Consider the following 12,232-nt stretch of genomic DNA (forward strand, 5'->3'; position numbering starts at 1 on the left):
CGGCGCTCAATAAGGAAAAGGGGTTTCCCGATGCACGGTCAGCTTTTGACGCACATGTTTGCCGAGCTGGTGAAGACCGTTGGTGGCGTTGATGCCGCTGCGGCGGCCATCGAGGCCTCTGTCTGCCATGCGGTGTCGCGTGGCACTGTGTCGAAGGTTCAGAACGGGCATGCTGAGGCTCCCTATTCCTGGGTCCGCGCCCTTGAGAACGCGACGGGCAACTATCCCTTCGCCAACATGCGGTCCCGCGAGCTGAGCGGGCACGCAGCCCGGTCCGAACTGGTCGGCCATATCGAGGTGATGATCGAGTCCTCCGAGGCCGTAGCCGCGCTGGCAGACTTCGAGGCCAATGCGGACGATCCTGTTGTCCTGGCACGCGCGATCAAGGAACTGGCAGAGGCTCATGAGCGTACCGGCTCCACGTTGGTGCATCTGCGCGGTCGCGCGGAGGCCACGAGTTTCAAGCGGGGCGCCGCATGACCTCGGCTCCCAACCCTTCCCGACACTTCCAGCAGGAGGCACGCCATGCTTGATCAGGTATCTCCCAGTGACCCACAGAACACCCGCATGCCGTGGCCGTCCGATTGGTACGGCCGGCATGACCCGGCGGACGACGATGCCTGCGCGCGGCTGTGGCAGGCGGTCCTGGCGAGTTGTCTTCGGGGGGCCGTCGGCGATCTGCTGCGCCCCGGTTCGGTGACGCGCGGCGCCAATTGGACGCCGCCGCCGATCCGCGGCGATTGGATCGGCGGGCGCGACTTCCACATGATTTGTGCGCTGGCGGGCTTCGACGGGACGGCCACGCTTGAGGCGATCGAGGCCGCGAAACGCGAGCCGGGGGCCCTGGAGGCGATGGAACAGCGTCTGGCCCATGCCTGCCGGTGGAGCGGCATGCATCCGGGGCCCCAGGGCGCCACGCCCGAACGGGGGCGACCATGAGCTTCACCCCGGTGCGTGGCGACCGTGGTCAGTCGCGGTTGAGCTGCATTTGCGACGAGTGTCTCCGTGAGGAGATCATCCCGGCGATGCACGGCAAACATGGTGTGGACGGGCAGGGGCAAGCCGTCGTGAAACTCCAGCGGCTTGGCTGGAGCTTCATCGGCAAACGGCTGCGCTGCCCGACCTGCGAGGCCAAAAGAAAGGCAGGCAAGATGAACGACGTAAAGACCAGGACGGGGCAGGCCGCGTCGGCGAAGCCGCGGGTGGCCAGCAAGGAGCAGAAGCGCGAGATCATCGACCTGTTGCGCGATGTCTACGACGTGGAACACGAATGCTACCGGCACGGCGATACCGACGACACGGTAGCAGATGTGTTGGGGGTGATGCCGGGCTGGGTCGCAGAACTGCGCGAAGAGCTCTTCGGCGCTGCTGGTGGTAACGAGGACATGGCGGCGCTTTCCGGCGAGGTGAGCGGCTTTTTGACGTCGGCCCGGGCGGCCCTGGTGGCCTGTGAGCAGCAGGTGGTTGCGCTGACCGCCGAGATCGAACGAGCCGAGCAGTTCGGCAAACGGCTGACGGGGATTGAGCAGGCGGTCGGCCCGCGTGTGCTCAAGCGGGTGAAGGGATGACCCTGAACGCGGGGGCGACGCCCGTCAGCGAGACCTGGTGGTATCCCCTGCATTGGGGCGACACGCTGTCGAACCACGACTGGATCCCACTCTATATCAACCGGCTGCTGACTTCGGGGTTCGTGGCCCATGCTATTGCCGAGGGCCGGCGCGGCGACATCGCAACCGCGCTGATCCTGTGGTCGGAAAGCTTCAAGCAGGATCCGGCGGGAACCTTGCCGGATGACGACGTGCAGCTGGCGCAGCTGGCCCGCTTCGGCCCGGACATTGCGGGATGGCGCGCGGTGCGGGATGGGGCCCTCTATGGTTGGCAGCCAGTTGAGGTTGATGATGATGGTGGGCGGAGCCGGGCGAGGAATGTCAGGCTGGGGCACCCGGTCATTGCCGACATCGCGGTAGACATGCACCGGCGGAAATCCGGCCGGGACCAGGCGCGGGAGGCCGGACGGCTGGCCCAGGTGCGGAGCCGGGTTCGGAAGAAGCTGGCGGCGCTCAAGGTGGCCAAGCATATCCGGGAATCGGACATGATCGTGCATGGCGTGGCCGAGTATCTCGACACCAGCAATCTCTACGTGACCGAGGACAACGTGCGGCTGGCGCTGGAAGAGGTGGCCGGGCTCGCAGGCAATGTTCATCGCCTCGGGACCTCCGGGGGCAGTGCCAGGGGCGACTGAAGAGAGTGTCATATGGTGTCATGATGACAGTCATCTGACTGTCATGATGGGTGTGATGACACCTGTTTTTTTGGTCCTTCTGGTGTCATTGCCCTACAGGACAAGACAAGAAAAAACAGGAAAATACAAAACACCCTACCTGCACCGATGGCACCTGAACTTGAGACGGAATTGCCGGACGGAGCTGTTCGGCAATGGGCTGAGAAAAGGGTGAACCATGACGGAAGAGCAGACCACCGAGCGGGCGAAGGCTGAGACGAAGCGGGACCGCGTCCGGCGCCTGTTGCTGGAGCCGCTGAGCGAGATCGGGTTCCGGTTCCCGCGGGGCGTCACGGAGCAGGAGGGCCGGCGCAAGCTGGACCGGATCGCGGACGAGCTGAGCTACCTGAGCGACGCGAACCTGAGCGGTCGCATGCTGGCCACGATGCGGACGAAGGGCGAGGGCAGTGGCAAGCGGTTCTGGCCGGAGCATGCGACATTCATCGCCTATGCCCAGCTGGCGCAGCCGCGCTCGATCGAGGACATGCCGGGGATCGCGAGCTGGTTCGGCAGCGAGGCCGGGCGCAGGGCCCAGGAGGCCGGGCGGCTGGTGGCCGAGCTGCGGTTCTGGCTGCAGAAGCATCGCCCGCCGATGAACGACGGCGAGAAGCGCGCGATTTCGTTGCGGGCCACGGACCTCGAAGACCGGCGGATGCGGCTCTGCGACCGGCTGGACCGCGGCCGTGCCCTGGACGCGGCGGAGGAAAGCTGGTTGGCCGAGTACCGCCGGGATGAAGCCCTTGCCGATCGGCTGGTCTCGGGCGCCAAGGGAGCAGGGGCATGACCATGCAGCAACCCATCCGCCTGCCGCAGGGGCGGCCCGCGCAGCGTGAGGTCTCGATCCTGGAGCTGATCGAATGGGCCTTCCAGCGTGAGTTCGCCTCGATCGATCTGGACGAGGCGGCAGATCTGGGCGCGCCGGCGCGGCCGTCGTTCGGGATGGAATACGTGATGATCGAACGGGCCCGGCTGGGCTGCCGCGTCGATGGCGGTGGACGGTCGGAGCCTCACCCGGATGCGGATGCGGTGGCCTCGGCGCTGGCGGCGCTGCCGGTGGGGCATGGCGGCCGTCAGATGGCCCTGACGATCGCGGAGCTGGCGCGGGCCGGTCGGGCGCCGGACTGGCGCGAGGGGGCGCGGGCCCGGGTCAAGCCGCTTGAGTGGCGGAACTGCCAGTACGGCGCCTTTGCCAGGACGGCGAGCGCGGGTGTCGTTCGGTACCTGCATCGGGGCCGGGAGCGGTCGGCGGATCTGCGGTATTGTCCCATTGTGCTGATCGACACGCCGGCCGAGGTGGCCGCCGCGCGACGGGGCTACCTGCGCTGGTGGGGCGCGCTTCTGGAGCTGCGCGATACCTTCCGGCTCTACGGCGGTCTGACGGCGCACCAGGTGACCGAACGCATGCCGCCACCGACGCCATGGAAGAAACCGGCTTGACGAGAACACCAAACCGTTGACATATTGCCCTCGACCCAATTGCGCCCGGAGCGGAGATCCCGCTGCCGGGCGTTTTCTTTTGGAGCCTTCCCGATGTCCCGTTTGAAGACCGTTCCCGGTCGCCTCGCACCTGCGGGGCGGAAGCTGGGGCCTGCGCCGTCGGATGTGCGGGCGCAGAACCGCGTGCGGGCGCAGCTGATGCCCTGGCGCCGGTGGTACAACACCAAACGGTGGTCTGAGCTGCGGCTGCAGGTGTTGGCGCGGGATGGCTATACCTGCCGACAGACGGGGGTGGCGCTGGTCGGGCCGCTGGGCGCGCCGGACAGCCCGGTGGTCGATCACATCGAGGCGCACCGGGGCGATGCCCGGCTGTTCTGGGATCCGGCGAACCTGCAGTCGGTGTCGAAGGCCTGGCACGACAGCGTGAAGCAGCGCGAAGAGCGCGCCCGCCACGGGTAATCCCGGGCTCTCCCCGCAAGGGGGAGGGGGTGGGTTCAAAGTCATGAGACGCGGGGCGAGAAGACCGGCGTCAGTTACAGCGAGAGATTTTTTTCCCGATGAGTGACGAAAGCGCGGGCGAGCGCCCGGCGGTGGACCTCTTTGGCAATCCGATCCAGCCGCTGCGGGATCGTCGTGGCCGCCCGGTCTTCAAGAAAGACAAGGAAAATCAGGACTTTGTTGCCGTCCGTGCGGCGGCAGGCTGGTCCCAGGCGATGATCGCCCAGGCCCTGGGCTGCGATGAGAAGACGCTTCGGAAGTATTTTTCCCGTGAGCTGGAAGCGGGGCTGCTGATGATCGAGGGCATGTGCCTGGACGTGCTCTTGCGGCGGGTACGCGAGGGCCATGCGCCGAGCATCCGGCAGCTGCAGGAGCGGCTCGACCGGGTGGCGCCGCCGGCGCCGAAGCGCGGGGCCGGCAAGGAGGCCGAGGGCGACGGCAAGAGCGCGCCGCTCGGCAAGAAGGAACAGCGGCTGCAGGAGGCGGCGAAGCCCGCGGCCGAGTACGGCGATCTCTACAGCCGGATCCACGGCCCGGGCCGGCGGCAGTGAGCGATCTCAGCTGGGCAGCCTGCCCGGACTGGTGGGAGAAGCTGCAGGCGGGGGCAACGCCGATCCCGGCGCTGGCGCTCGATGCGGACCTGGGCGAGGTGGCGGTCGAGCTCTTCGACAAGCTGGTGGTGCCGGACATCCCGGGCCAGCCGACCATGGGCGCGGTGGCCGGCGAATGGGCCCGGGACATCGTGCGGGCGGCCTTCGGCTCCGTTGATCGGGAGACGGGGGTGCGGCAGGTGGGGGAGATCTTCACCCTGGTGCCGAAGAAGAACACGAAGACGACGCTGGCAGCCTGCATCGGGCTGATTGCGCTGCAGATGAACACGACCCCGAACATCCGCGGGATCGTGGTGGGCCCGACGCAATCGGTGGCCGACACTTGCTTCGGGCAGATGCAGGGGATGATCGAGGCGGACGAGTGGCTCTCGAAACGCTTCAAGGTGGATGAGCACAAGAAGCAGATCACGGACATCTACCCCGATCCGGTGACCGGGCGGCCGCTGAATGCGCGCTGCAAGGTCACGAGCTTCGACCCGGCGGTGACCACGGGCGGGATCCCGGCCTTCGCGATCCTGGACGAGCTGCACGTGATGGCGGAACGCCACTATGCGACGCGGGTGATCGGCCAGATCCGGGGCGGGATGATCACCAACCCCGGGTCTCTCCTGGTGATCATCACCACGCAGAGCGAGGTGCCGCCGCAGGGGGTGTTCAAGGCCGAGCTGGAGTATGCGCGCAAGGTGCGGGACGGGGTGATCACCGAGGATGTGCGCATGCTGCCGGTGCTCTACGAGTTCCCGGAGCGGCTGCAGGGGGCGAAGCACCAGCCCTGGAAGGATCCCGGGACCTGGGCGGCGGTGCTGCCGAACCTCGGGCGGTCGATCACGATCGAGCGGCTGATCCCGGAGTTCCGCAAGGCGGTGGAGACCGGGCCGGAGGAGCTGGCCCGCTGGGCCAGTCAGCACCTCAACATCCAGATCGGTCTCGGCCATCACCTCGGCGGCTGGGTGGGCGCGAACTACTGGCAGAAGGCGGCGGATCCGGAGCTGGATCTCGACCGGCTGCTGGAGACGTCGGAGGTCTGCACGATCGGGATCGACGGCGGCGGCATGGATGACCTGCTGGGCATGGCGATCATCGGGCGGCATCGGGAGACGAAGCGCTGGCAGGCCTGGGCGGCCGGCTGGGCGCACGAGGTTGTGCTGGAGCGGCGCAAGAGCATCGCGGAGCGGTTGAGGGATCTCGAGCGCGAGGATGCGCTGACGATCTGCACGGCGCCGACGCAGGACATCGAGGAGCTGGTGGCCCTGGTGGTGAAGGTGCACGAGGCCGGGCTGCTGCCGGAGCGCGGCGGCGTGGGGCTCGACCCCGAGGGCGTGGCGGCGATCGTCGACGCGCTGCAGCTGGCGGGCGTGCCCCATGACACGCTGGCGAGCGTCACCCAGGGCTACAAGCTGAACGGGGCGATCAAGGGGGTGGAGCGCAAGCTCTTCGACGGATCGCTGCGCCACTGCAACCAGCCGCTGCTGGCCTGGAGCGTGGGCAATGCAAAGACGGAAGCGAGAGGAAACGCGGTGATCGTGACGAAAGCAGTCTCGGGCGCGGGCAAGATCGACCCGCTGATGGCGGTCTTCGATGCCGCCTACCTGATGAGCCTGAACCCCGAGGCGGTGCGCCGGGATCTCTCGGGCTTCCTGTCGAGCCCGGTGATGGCGGTATGAGCCGGCTGGGACTGGCCATGCGGGGCGCGCTGCGCGGGGTGCGGCAGGCGCTGGCCGAGGGAGAGACCGGCTGGGAGAGCCTGTCGACGCTGCAGCCCTGGAGCTGGGCCGGGCGGACGAGCAAGGCCGGCAAGCTGGTCTCGGCGACCTCGACGCTCTCGCTCTCGGCGGCCTGGGCCTGCGTGAAGGGCAATTCCGAGCTGATCGGCGCGCTGCCGGTCAGCCTTTACGAGCGCCAGGCCAATGGCAGCCGGGCGCGGATCGAGGCGGATCTTGCCCAGGTGCTGACGGTCTCGCCCTGCGCGGGGCTGACCTCGATGGAGTTCTGGGAGGCGCAGGTGGCGCATCTGCTGCTGCAGGGCAACGCCTATTCCGAACGGCTCTTCATCGGGCCGCGCCTGGTGGGGCTGCGGCCGCTCTTCAATGTCTCGCCGCGGCGGCGGGCCGATGGCCGGTTCGACTACCACGTGAGCGAGCAGGGGGGCAGCTATGTGCTGCCGCCCGAGAAGGTCTTCCACGTGCGGGGCTTCGGCGGCGGCGACGGGATCGGCATGAGCGCGATCAAGTTCGGGGTGCAGAGCTTCGGCTCGGCGCTGGCGGCCGACGAGACGGCCGCGCGGGTGTTCTCCAACGCCATGATGCCCTCGGGGGTGATCGAGAGTGATCAGACGCTGACGCCGGAGCAGCGCCAGCAGCTGGGCGCGATGCTGGAGACCTATGTGTCGAGCGACCGCGCGGGCAAGACGATGGCGTTGGAGGCGGGGCTCAAGTACCGCCAGCTGCAGATGAACCCCGAGGATGCGCAACTGCTGGAGACGCGGCGCTTCCAGGTCGAGGATGTCTGCCGCTGGTTCGGCACGCCGCCGGTGGTGATCGGCCATGCGAGCCAGGGGCAAACGATGTGGGGCACCGGGGTGGAGGCGATCATGATGGCCTGGCTGCGCACGGGCATCAATCCGCTGCTGCGCCGGCTGGAGAGCCGGATCCTGAAAGACCTGGTGCCGGCGGCGCAGCGCGGGCGGTGGTTCGTGGAATGGAACCGCGAGGCGATGCTGCAGATGGACAGCAAGGCCAAGGGGGACTTCCTGTCGAAGATGGTCGCGGCCGGGATCATGTCGAGCGACGAGGGCCGGGACAAGTTGAACCTGCCGCGCCGGGGCGGGGCGGCGGACGAGCTGCGGGCGCAGATCGCGACGGCGCCGCTGGACACTCTTGGAAAGGAGACAGAGCAATGAGCAAGCGGAGCCTGCCGAAGGTGGAGATGGGCGCGCGACCGGGGGTGCAGAGCGACCTCTCGCCCCGGGCGCTGCAGCGCTGGAGCCCGGATGTGCGGGCGGCGGGCGAGGGGGGCGAGGCCTCGATCTCGATCCTCGATCCGATCGGCGCGGACCTCTGGGGCGACGGGGTGACGGCGCGGCGGATCGCGGCGGCGCTGCGCTCGATCGGCGACCGGCCGGTGACGGTGAACATCAACTCGCCGGGCGGCGACTACTTCGAGGGGCTGGCAATCTACAACCTGCTGCGCGAGCACGGGCAGGTGGTGACGGTGAACGTGCTGGGCATCGCCGCCTCGGCGGCCTCGATCATCGCCATGGCGGGGGACGAGGTGCGGGTGGCGCGGGCCGGCTGGCTGATGATCCACAACACCTGGATCCTGGCGGCGGGCGATCGCAATGCGCTGCGCGAGGTGGCGGACTGGCTCGGCCCCTTCGATGACATGGCGGTGGACATCTACGCGAGCCGCACCGGTCTCGACCGCGCGAGCCTTGCCGCGATGCTCGACCGCGAGACCTGGATCGGCGGGCAGGGCGCCGTCGACCAGGGCTTTGCCGATGCGCTCCTGCCGGCGGACCTGGTTGACCAGATGCCGGAAGAGGGCGCGGCCGCCTCGATGCGGGCGGAGCGCAAGTTCGACCTGCTGGCCCGCCGGGCCGGCCTTTCCAATGCCGCGTCGCGCGATCTGCTGCGCGCGCTCAAATCGGGCAAGCCTGGCGCTGCCCCGGACGGCCCGCCGGGTGCGGCCGACCTCGCGCAGGAGCTGGAAAGCCTCCTGCATCACGCAAAGTCTCTCTGAGGATATCATCATGAGCAAACATCTGACGAACGCGGCCTCGCTGGCCGCGCTGGCTGCCGCTGTGCCGGCGGCCGTGATTGGCGCCCCCCGGATGGAGGCGGCGGGCACGACCGAGGCCCTCCTGAAGCAGGTCAAATCCGAGCTGGAGCGGATTGGCGGTGACGTGCGCAAGACCGCCGAGGAGGCGCTGCAGCAGGCGAAGACCACCGGCGACCTGACGGCCGAGACCAAGGCCTCGGCCGACAAGGCACTGTCGCAGTTCCACGAGCTCTCGGGGGCGGTGAACAAGCTGGAGGGCAAGCTGGAAGCGCTGGAGACCCGCAACCTCGACCTGGAACAGGAGGTGGCGCAGAGCGGCCGACGCGGGCCGCAGGCGGCGCAGACCGTGGGGCAGGAGATCGCCGGCCACGACAGCCTCAAGGCCTATGTGTCGGGCGGGCTGCAGGGCAACCTGCTGCTGCGTCCGAGCAATGCGATCACCACGGCGACCGGCTCGGGCGGGGGGCTGATCTGGCCCACCGAGGACCGTTCGGTGGTGAGCATGCCGCGCCAGCGGCTGCCGATCCGCGCCCTGCTGATGCAGGCCAGCACGGAAAGCGACGTGGTGAAGTTCGCGCGCCAGACCACGCGGACCAATGGCGCCGGCATGACGGCGGAAGGCGCGGCGGCCCCGGAATCGAGCTATGGCTGGACGCAGGCCGAGGCCAATGTGCGCAAGATCACCCATGTCACCCATATCTCCGACGAGGCGCTGGCGGACGCGGGCCAGCTGCAGGCGGAGATCGACGGCGAGCTGCGCTACGGTCTCGACCTGGAGGAGGAGGCGCAGGTGCTGGCGGGCGATGGCACGGGCCAGAACCTGACCGGCCTGATCACCGCGGCCACGGCCTTCGCCGCAGCCGCCGGCCTGCCGAACACCACCCGCATCGACCGGCTGCGGCTCGGGCTGCTGCAGGTGGCGCTGGCGAACTACGCGGCCAACGGCATCACGCTGCACCCGATCGACTGGGCGGCGATCGAGCTGCTGAAGGACACGCAGGGCCGCTACATCTTCGGCAATCCCAACGAGCAGGCGACGCCGCGGCTCTGGGGCCTCGACGTGGTGCCGACGTTGTCGCACTCGGCGGGGGAATGGATGACCGGCAACTTCCTGATGGCGGCCACGATCTATGACCGCCAGGACAACGAGGTGCTGATCTCCAGCGAGCACGGCACGAACTTCGTGGACGGGATGAAGACCATGAAGGGCTCGAAGCGGCTGGCGCTGGCGGTGAAGCGGCCCTCGGCGCTGGTCACCGGCGACTTCACCTTCGCCTGATCCGGGATCGGATGCGCAGACATGGGCGGCCCTTCGGGGCCGCTTTTTCTTTGAGAAAGGACGGACAATGTTCCTCAAACTGACCCGGACCCAGAAGACCGCGCTCGGCACGCTGCGCATGGGCGTGGCCTATGCCTTCGACGACAGCAATGCGGCGCACCGCACGGTGGCGGCCTCCCTGCAGCAGCGCGGCGTTGCCGTGGAGACGACGCGCGAGGCGATCGAGAAGGAGGCCGCGGAGATGGAGGCGCTGGCCTCGATGCCCGCTCCGGTAGACCCGGTGGCGGTGGCGGAGGCGCGGGCGCTTGCGCTGCAGGAGGCGCTGGACATGGCCGACACGGAGGCCGCGGCGCGAGAGGTGGAGTTCACCGCGCTGCAGGCCCAGGTGGCCGAGCTGCAGGCTGCGGCTGCTCCCACTGACGGCGAGGACAAGAAGGCCGCCAAGACGTGAGCCAGCTGACCCTCGCGGAGGTGAAGCGCCACTGCCAGGCGGTCGAGTTCGCCGACGATGATCTGCTCCTTGGCGATCTGCAGCGGGTGGCCGAGGCGCATGTCCAGGATCACCTGCGTCGGAATCTCGACGCAGAGCTGCCGGGCGCCTGGCCGGAGGGCTGCCTCATGGCGGTGAAGCTGCTGGTGGCGCATTGGTATCGCAACCGCGAGGCGGTGAGCGAGATCACGCAGCGCCCGCTGCCGCTCGGTGTGGTCAGCCTGCTCGCCCCGCATCGGGATCTCGGCTGATGGTGGGGCTGGGGCATCTCGATCGCATCCTGCAGATCCGGCGGGCGGTCGAGATCGACAATGGCCTGGAGCTGGAACGGGTCTGGCAGGATCACGGCGCACCGATCCGGGGCCGCCGGCGGGATGTCGGCGACCAGGAGCGGGCGAGCACCGGCTTCACCGAGGCCAGCACCGTGGCGCGCTTCGTGGTCCGGGCCACCGGCTTCACGCGGGGGATCACCCCGAAGGACCGGCTGCTGGAGCGGGGGCGTCTCTTCCACATCACCGGGATCAGGGAACTGGGGGCGCGGGAGCTGGAAGTCACCGCCGTGGCCCGGATGGATCTGGAGGGGACGGATGGAGACTGAGCTGCGGGCCCTGATCCAGAGCCTCGACCTCTTGCCGACAGAGAACGTGAACTGGGGCACGCACCCGCAAGGCCGGGACTGGCCTGGGGTGGTGCTGACCCGGATCGATGGTGTGGCGGCGATGACGCTCGACGGGGCGGCGCAGGTGGTGACGGGGCGGGTGCAGGTGGATGTCTATGCGGCAACCTATGCGCAAGCCAAGGTGATCGCGGAGGGCATCCACGGGCTGCTGCATGGCTATCGCGGCGGCGGCTTCCTGGCGATCCTGCAGCTGTCGCATCGCAGCACCCGGGACACCCAGTCGGAGGGCATGCCGATCCGGATCTCGGCCGACTTCCGGACCCGGTGGCGGGCGCCATGATCAAGATGGAGTTCAAGGGCGGCAGGGAGATTGAAGAGGCCCTGAAGGCGCTGCCCAGGTACACCGGGCGCCGGGCGATCCTGCGCCGGGTGCTGAAGCGGGCGGCCCAGATCTTTGCCGACCGGGCCAATGACCTGGCCCCGCGTGGCTCCCGTGGTGAGCTGGAGACGAGCTACGGCGTCGGCACGCGGCTGACGAAGCGCCAGGCGCGCCGGGCGCGGAAGGCGGGTCGGGATGACGTCTATGTCTATGCCGGCACGGATGACCCCGCCGGGCTGCAACAGGAGTTTGGCAACGCGCACCATGGCCCGCAGCCGCATGCGCGGCCGGCGTGGGACGAGACGCAACAGGAGATCTTCGACCAGATCCAGGACGAGATGTCGGTCGAGGTGGAGAAGGCCGTGGCGCGGGCCCGGCGCAAGGCCGCGCGACAGGCGCGGTGACAGTCATACCTGAGAGAAAGGATACCCCATGGCCGGTGAGACCGAGCTTTATGGTGGCACCGTCGCGCGTTCTGCGGACGGTGTGAGCTATACCCCCGTTGCGAAGGTGACGGGTGTTTCCGTGCCGACGCTGAGCAAGTCGACGCGGCAGCGCACGACGCTCGACAGCCCGTCGAAGATCCACGAGTACGGCGAGGGTTTTGCCGACACCGGGGATCTGTCGATCTCCTGCCTTTATACCTCGGCCGGGTTCGCGGCGGCGAAGGAAGACGAGGCGCGGGCGGGCGGCACCCATTACCGCATCACGCTGGAGAACGGCGACGCCTTCGACTGCCTGGTGATCACGCCGGTGGTCGAGGTCGCGGGCCTCGATCAGATCGACAGCGACGCCACCTTCACCATCTCCGGCAAGACCTCGGGCGAGACCGAGTTCACCGCCGCCGCCTGATCTGCAGGA

At 68.5% G+C, this 12,232-nt stretch carries 18 protein-coding genes; all 18 read left to right on the forward strand.

Annotation, left to right across the window (positions count from 1 at the left end; translation table 11 throughout):
- Positions 1–30 precede the first annotated feature (30 nt).
- On the forward strand, positions 31–480 hold the full coding sequence (locus AC0WR5_RS07685; RefSeq protein ID WP_475867958.1) for a hypothetical protein: 450 nt from the start codon (positions 31–33) through the stop codon (positions 478–480).
- Positions 481–525: 45 nt separating this feature from the next.
- The gene (locus AC0WR5_RS07690) at positions 526–939 is read left to right on the forward strand and encodes a hypothetical protein (protein WP_475867959.1); all 414 of its coding nucleotides are present in this window, start codon (positions 526–528) and stop codon (positions 937–939) included.
- Positions 936–1,568 (forward strand): hypothetical protein, encoded by a 633-nt coding sequence (locus tag AC0WR5_RS07695; RefSeq protein ID WP_475867960.1) that lies wholly within the window; start codon positions 936–938, stop codon positions 1,566–1,568. The genes AC0WR5_RS07690 and AC0WR5_RS07695 overlap by 4 nt, the downstream gene beginning before the upstream one ends.
- Positions 1,565–2,242 (forward strand): DUF1376 domain-containing protein, encoded by a 678-nt coding sequence (locus AC0WR5_RS07700; RefSeq protein WP_475867961.1) that lies wholly within the window; start codon positions 1,565–1,567, stop codon positions 2,240–2,242. The genes AC0WR5_RS07695 and AC0WR5_RS07700 overlap by 4 nt, the downstream gene beginning before the upstream one ends.
- 217 nt (positions 2,243–2,459) lie before the next feature.
- Positions 2,460–3,065, forward strand: coding sequence for a hypothetical protein (locus tag AC0WR5_RS07705; protein ID WP_475867962.1), 606 nt, complete (start codon positions 2,460–2,462; stop codon positions 3,063–3,065).
- Positions 3,062–3,718: a hypothetical protein gene (locus tag AC0WR5_RS07710; RefSeq protein WP_475867963.1), complete on the forward strand. Its 657-nt coding sequence runs from the start codon at positions 3,062–3,064 to the stop codon at positions 3,716–3,718. The genes AC0WR5_RS07705 and AC0WR5_RS07710 overlap by 4 nt, the downstream gene beginning before the upstream one ends.
- 93 nt (positions 3,719–3,811) lie before the next feature.
- On the forward strand, positions 3,812–4,177 hold the full coding sequence (locus tag AC0WR5_RS07715; protein WP_475867964.1) for an HNH endonuclease: 366 nt from the start codon (positions 3,812–3,814) through the stop codon (positions 4,175–4,177).
- A gap of 98 nt (positions 4,178–4,275) precedes the next feature.
- Positions 4,276–4,767, forward strand: a complete 492-nt coding sequence (locus tag AC0WR5_RS07720) for a hypothetical protein (protein WP_475867965.1) — start codon at positions 4,276–4,278, stop codon at positions 4,765–4,767.
- The gene (locus tag AC0WR5_RS07725; protein ID WP_475867966.1) at positions 4,764–6,491 is read left to right on the forward strand and encodes a terminase large subunit; all 1,728 of its coding nucleotides are present in this window, start codon (positions 4,764–4,766) and stop codon (positions 6,489–6,491) included. The genes AC0WR5_RS07720 and AC0WR5_RS07725 overlap by 4 nt, the downstream gene beginning before the upstream one ends.
- On the forward strand, positions 6,488–7,726 hold the full coding sequence (locus AC0WR5_RS07730; protein ID WP_475867967.1) for a phage portal protein: 1,239 nt from the start codon (positions 6,488–6,490) through the stop codon (positions 7,724–7,726). Before AC0WR5_RS07725 ends, AC0WR5_RS07730 begins: the two co-directional genes overlap by 4 nt.
- The gene (locus AC0WR5_RS07735; RefSeq protein ID WP_475867968.1) at positions 7,723–8,565 is read left to right on the forward strand and encodes a head maturation protease, ClpP-related; all 843 of its coding nucleotides are present in this window, start codon (positions 7,723–7,725) and stop codon (positions 8,563–8,565) included. Before AC0WR5_RS07730 ends, AC0WR5_RS07735 begins: the two co-directional genes overlap by 4 nt.
- A gap of 10 nt (positions 8,566–8,575) precedes the next feature.
- Entirely contained in the window at positions 8,576–9,883 is a 1,308-nt protein-coding gene (locus AC0WR5_RS07740; protein WP_475867969.1) for a phage major capsid protein, read from the forward strand.
- Between the two features lie 67 nt (positions 9,884–9,950).
- Positions 9,951–10,334, forward strand: coding sequence for a hypothetical protein (locus AC0WR5_RS07745; RefSeq protein WP_475867970.1), 384 nt, complete (start codon positions 9,951–9,953; stop codon positions 10,332–10,334).
- Complete coding sequence (locus AC0WR5_RS07750; RefSeq protein ID WP_475867971.1) at positions 10,331–10,624, forward strand: head-tail connector protein; 294 nt, start codon at positions 10,331–10,333, stop codon at positions 10,622–10,624. The genes AC0WR5_RS07745 and AC0WR5_RS07750 overlap by 4 nt, the downstream gene beginning before the upstream one ends.
- Positions 10,624–10,971 (forward strand): phage head completion protein, encoded by a 348-nt coding sequence (locus tag AC0WR5_RS07755; RefSeq protein ID WP_475867972.1) that lies wholly within the window; start codon positions 10,624–10,626, stop codon positions 10,969–10,971. The genes AC0WR5_RS07750 and AC0WR5_RS07755 overlap by 1 nt, the downstream gene beginning before the upstream one ends.
- The gene (gp17, locus tag AC0WR5_RS07760; protein ID WP_475867973.1) at positions 10,961–11,332 is read left to right on the forward strand and encodes a tail completion protein gp17; all 372 of its coding nucleotides are present in this window, start codon (positions 10,961–10,963) and stop codon (positions 11,330–11,332) included. Before AC0WR5_RS07755 ends, gp17 begins: the two co-directional genes overlap by 11 nt.
- On the forward strand, positions 11,329–11,775 hold the full coding sequence (locus AC0WR5_RS07765) for an HK97 gp10 family phage protein (protein WP_475867974.1): 447 nt from the start codon (positions 11,329–11,331) through the stop codon (positions 11,773–11,775). Before gp17 ends, AC0WR5_RS07765 begins: the two co-directional genes overlap by 4 nt.
- 28 nt (positions 11,776–11,803) lie before the next feature.
- Positions 11,804–12,223 (forward strand): phage tail protein, encoded by a 420-nt coding sequence (locus AC0WR5_RS07770; RefSeq protein ID WP_475867975.1) that lies wholly within the window; start codon positions 11,804–11,806, stop codon positions 12,221–12,223.
- Positions 12,224–12,232 lie beyond the last annotated feature (9 nt).

The organism is Pseudooceanicola sp. DL12, assembly GCF_056270665.1.

What these genes read in the sequence shown, in the direction of transcription:
- AC0WR5_RS07685 (WP_475867958.1), top strand. Translation starts at nt 31, where the DNA reads ATGCACGGTCAGCTTTTGACGCACATGTTTGCCGAGCTGGTGAAGACC.
- AC0WR5_RS07690 (WP_475867959.1), top strand. Translation starts at nt 526, where the DNA reads ATGCTTGATCAGGTATCTCCCAGTGACCCACAGAACACCCGCATGCCG.
- AC0WR5_RS07695 (WP_475867960.1), top strand. Translation starts at nt 936, where the DNA reads ATGAGCTTCACCCCGGTGCGTGGCGACCGTGGTCAGTCGCGGTTGAGC.
- AC0WR5_RS07700 (WP_475867961.1), top strand. Translation starts at nt 1,565, where the DNA reads ATGACCCTGAACGCGGGGGCGACGCCCGTCAGCGAGACCTGGTGGTAT.
- AC0WR5_RS07705 (WP_475867962.1), top strand. Translation starts at nt 2,460, where the DNA reads ATGACGGAAGAGCAGACCACCGAGCGGGCGAAGGCTGAGACGAAGCGG.
- AC0WR5_RS07710 (WP_475867963.1), top strand. Translation starts at nt 3,062, where the DNA reads ATGACCATGCAGCAACCCATCCGCCTGCCGCAGGGGCGGCCCGCGCAG.
- AC0WR5_RS07715 (WP_475867964.1), top strand. Translation starts at nt 3,812, where the DNA reads ATGTCCCGTTTGAAGACCGTTCCCGGTCGCCTCGCACCTGCGGGGCGG.
- AC0WR5_RS07720 (WP_475867965.1), top strand. Translation starts at nt 4,276, where the DNA reads ATGAGTGACGAAAGCGCGGGCGAGCGCCCGGCGGTGGACCTCTTTGGC.
- AC0WR5_RS07730 (WP_475867967.1), top strand. Translation starts at nt 6,488, where the DNA reads ATGAGCCGGCTGGGACTGGCCATGCGGGGCGCGCTGCGCGGGGTGCGG.
- AC0WR5_RS07735 (WP_475867968.1), top strand. Translation starts at nt 7,723, where the DNA reads ATGAGCAAGCGGAGCCTGCCGAAGGTGGAGATGGGCGCGCGACCGGGG.
- AC0WR5_RS07740 (WP_475867969.1), top strand. Translation starts at nt 8,576, where the DNA reads ATGAGCAAACATCTGACGAACGCGGCCTCGCTGGCCGCGCTGGCTGCC.
- AC0WR5_RS07745 (WP_475867970.1), top strand. Translation starts at nt 9,951, where the DNA reads ATGTTCCTCAAACTGACCCGGACCCAGAAGACCGCGCTCGGCACGCTG.
- AC0WR5_RS07755 (WP_475867972.1), top strand. Translation starts at nt 10,624, where the DNA reads ATGGTGGGGCTGGGGCATCTCGATCGCATCCTGCAGATCCGGCGGGCG.
- gp17 (WP_475867973.1), top strand. Translation starts at nt 10,961, where the DNA reads ATGGAGACTGAGCTGCGGGCCCTGATCCAGAGCCTCGACCTCTTGCCG.
- AC0WR5_RS07765 (WP_475867974.1), top strand. Translation starts at nt 11,329, where the DNA reads ATGATCAAGATGGAGTTCAAGGGCGGCAGGGAGATTGAAGAGGCCCTG.
- AC0WR5_RS07770 (WP_475867975.1), top strand. Translation starts at nt 11,804, where the DNA reads ATGGCCGGTGAGACCGAGCTTTATGGTGGCACCGTCGCGCGTTCTGCG.